The organism is Streptomyces sp. URMC 123 (assembly GCF_051386515.1).
Lineage (GTDB): Bacteria > Actinomycetota > Actinomycetes > Streptomycetales > Streptomycetaceae > Streptomyces.
Genome location: NZ_JBPQTV010000504.1, coordinates 1 through 3,113, shown reverse-complemented (window position 1 = coordinate 3,113; position 3,113 = coordinate 1). Strand labels below are relative to the sequence as shown.

The window sequence follows — 3,113 nt, the reverse complement described above, 5'->3', positions numbered from 1 at the left end:
AGGCCGGGCTGGACGGGCGCGACAGCGCGGGCAAGACGGGTACGACGGACGGCAGGCTGGCGGCGTGGTTCGTGGGCCACACCCCTTTCGGTATCGGCGCGCTACGCGCCGGCGAGCCGGCGCTTGACCGCGGCGGCGACCCGGCCGCCCTCCGCGCGCCCCGCGACCTTGGGGTTGACGATCTTCATGACGGCGCCCATGGCCTTCGGACCCTCGGCGCCGGACTCGGCCACGGCCTGCTCGACGAGCGCCTCCAGCTCCTCGTCGGTGAGCTGCTGGGGCAGGTACTCGGCGAGCACCTCGCCCTCGGCCCGCTCCCGGTCGGCCTGCTCGGCCCGGCCGCCCTGGGCGAAGGCCTCGGCGGCCTCCCGCCGCTTCTTCGCCTCGCGGGTGATCACCTGCTGGACCTCCTCGTCCGACAGCTCACGCGCCGTCCGGCCGGCGACCTCCTCCTTGGTGATCGCGGAAAGGGTGAGCCGCAGGGTGGAGGAGCGGAGCTCGTCGCGCGCCTTGATCGCGGCGGTGAGGTCCTCGTGCAACCGGTTCTTGAGCGTGGTCATGGGCCCGAGTCTGCCAGGGCGGGGGCCGGATCGCCCACCGCAATTCCGCTGGCCGCGGTCCGAGGACGGGGCCCGGGCGGCGGCTCGGCGGGGTCTGCGACGATGGGGCCATGCGCGCGCGATACGCAGTACCTCTGGGAATCACGGCAGTCGGCGCCGCCGGACTCGCCTATGCCGCCGGCTTCGAAGCCCGCTCGTTCAGACTCCGCCGGGTCACCGTGCCCGTGCTGCCCCGGGGGATGCGCCCGCTGCGCGTGCTCCAGGTCTCGGACATCCATCTGGTGAGCGGTCAGCGCAAGAAGGTGCGCTGGCTCCAGGCGCTGGCCGGGCTGCGCCCCGACTTCGTGATCAACACCGGTGACAACCTGTCCGACCCGGAAGCGGTGCCCGAGCTGCTGGACGCGCTGGGCCCGCTGATGGAGCTGCCCGGCGCGTATGTGTTCGGCTCCAACGACTACTACGCGCCGAAGCTGCGCAACCCGGGCCGCTACCTGCTGGAGAAGGCCCGCGGCCAGCACGGCCTCAACGGCAAGAACGACCCGGCGATCGGCGTCCGCCGCAACCCCTGGGAGAGCCTGCGGGACGGCTTCGACGCGGCGGGCTGGGTCGGGCTGACCAACACCCGGGGCCGGCTGAAGCTGGGCGGGCTGGACAGCCTGGAGATCGCGCTGACCGGTCTGGACGACCCGCACATCAAGCGGGACCGCTACCCGGAGGTGGCGGGCGGCCCGGACCGGGACGCGGACCTGTCGCTGGCGGTGGTCCACGCGCCGTATCTGCGGGTCCTGGACGCGTTCACGGCCGACGGCTATCCGCTGATCCTCGCGGGCCACACGCACGGCGGCCAGCTGTGCGTCCCCTTCTACGGCGCGCTGGTCACCAACTGCGACCTGGACACGGACCGGGTCAAGGGCCTGTCGACGCACACGGCCGCGGGCCGCACCTCGTACCTCCACGTCTCGGCGGGCTGCGGCACCAACCGCTACACCCCGGTCCGCTTCGCCTGCCCGCCGGAGGCGACGCTGCTGACGCTCACCCCGGCCGAGGACCGCTGAGGGGGCGCCGAGCCCCCTCCGACACCCCCCGACCACGGCCCGCGCGGTGGCCCTCCCCCTCCCCACCAGCGCGGGCCCGATAACCGGATTTCGTCTCCGGCGATCGGTCCGCTAAAGTAGAGCTCGTTGCTTCGGGGTGTAGCGCAGCTTGGCAGCGCGCTTCGTTCGGGACGAAGAGGTCGTGGGTTCAAATCCCGCCACCCCGACTGAGAAGTAGCAGGTCAGGGGCCTGATCCACGAAAGTGGGTCAGGCCCCTGACTCGTTTCCGGGGCCTTTCGAGGCCATGCCGCCCCTCCAAGAGGGGCGCGCCGACCACGCGTCGGCCGACGCGCCCGCCAACTCCCCCGCACGGGAGACGCATTGGCGCCGGCGCCCCTTCCGCGCGTCCCGCCCCAGCGGCCATCGCGCCCCTGCGCCTCTCCCGCCGCCGGCGCGAAAACTTCTCCGAGAAACCACTAGAACGCTCGTTACAGCCGCTGCTACGGTCTAGATAGAACGTTCGTTACAGACGCGGGCGGCGCGGCGGTCAGCCGTGGGTTCTCGCGTTCGCCGATCAAGGGAGATCCGTCATGGAACACCAGCGCGTCACCGCCAACGGCATCGACTTCGCCTACCTGGAGCAGGGCGAGGGGCCCCTCGCCCTGCTGCTGCACGGGTTTCCGGAGGCGCCGAGCATGTGGCGGCATCTGATGCCGCGGCTGGCCGAGGCCGGGTACCGGGCCGTCGCCCCCGCCCTGCGCGGGTTCGCCCCCAGCTCACTGCCGGCCGACGGCAGCATGCTCCTCACCGATCTGATCGACGACGCGAACGCCCTGCACGAGGTGCTCGGCGGCGACGAGGACGCGGTTCTCGTCGGCCACGACTGGGGCGGCTTCGTCACCTGGGGCGCCACCGTCCGGGAGCCGGAGCGCTGGGCCAAGGCCGTGGTGTCCGACGTACCGCCGGTCCGCTTCTACGCGCGCAAGGCCGCCGACCCCGTACAGATCCACAAGAACAGCCACTTCTACTTCTTCCAGATGGGCATGGCCGACGACATCGTCCCGGTCGACAACTTCCGCTATCTGGACTGGCTGTGGCAGCACTGGACCGGGACCGTTCCCGGCTTCGACTCCACCTTCGACCGCGAGGCCGGCAAGGACGCCATGCGCGACCCCGCGAACCTGCGCGCCACCCTCGGTCTCTACCGGCAGAACTTCCCCGCCGACACCTTCGGCACCGACCGCTGGGAGATGGGCGCCCTCCTGGCCGAGCTGCCCACCCAGCCCACGCTCTATCTCCACGGCAGCGAGGACCCGATCGTCGACGCCGCCACGCTGGACGACATCGTCGCGCTGCTGCCGGAGGGCTCCGACGGCGTGCTCCTCGACGGCGTCGGGCACTTCCCCCTCCTGGAGGCCCCGGAGGAGGTGAACGACCGCATTCTGAAGTTCCTGGCCTCCTCCTGATCCCCCGACCCCGGCGGCCCGGGACCGCCGGCCCCGCCGACCCTCCCACGAC

At 72.1% G+C, this 3,113-nt stretch carries 3 protein-coding genes and 1 tRNA gene; 3 read left to right on the top strand and 1 reads right to left on the bottom strand.

From position 1 onward, the window contains the following. Positions 1–101: 101 nt before the first annotated feature. Positions 102–560 carry a GatB/YqeY domain-containing protein gene (locus ACSNOD_RS30025; protein ID WP_436770236.1) on the bottom strand — a complete coding sequence of 153 codons (459 nt, stop codon included), beginning with the start codon at positions 558–560 and terminating at the stop codon, positions 102–104. Positions 561–670: 110 nt separating this feature from the next. Here ACSNOD_RS30025 and ACSNOD_RS30020 point away from each other — a divergent pair, with 110 nt between their 5' ends. The 3 genes from ACSNOD_RS30020 (at position 671) to ACSNOD_RS30010 (ending at position 3,061) form a co-directional block, all read left to right on the top strand. Further along, complete coding sequence (locus ACSNOD_RS30020; RefSeq protein ID WP_436770235.1) at positions 671–1,615, top strand: metallophosphoesterase; 945 nt, start codon at positions 671–673, stop codon at positions 1,613–1,615. Between the two features lie 132 nt (positions 1,616–1,747). Next, a tRNA-Pro gene (locus tag ACSNOD_RS30015) sits at positions 1,748–1,821 on the top strand. Positions 1,822–2,185: 364 nt separating this feature from the next. After that, positions 2,186–3,061 (top strand): alpha/beta fold hydrolase, encoded by an 876-nt coding sequence (locus tag ACSNOD_RS30010; protein WP_436770234.1) that lies wholly within the window; start codon positions 2,186–2,188, stop codon positions 3,059–3,061. The last annotated feature ends 52 nt before the right edge of the window (positions 3,062–3,113 follow it).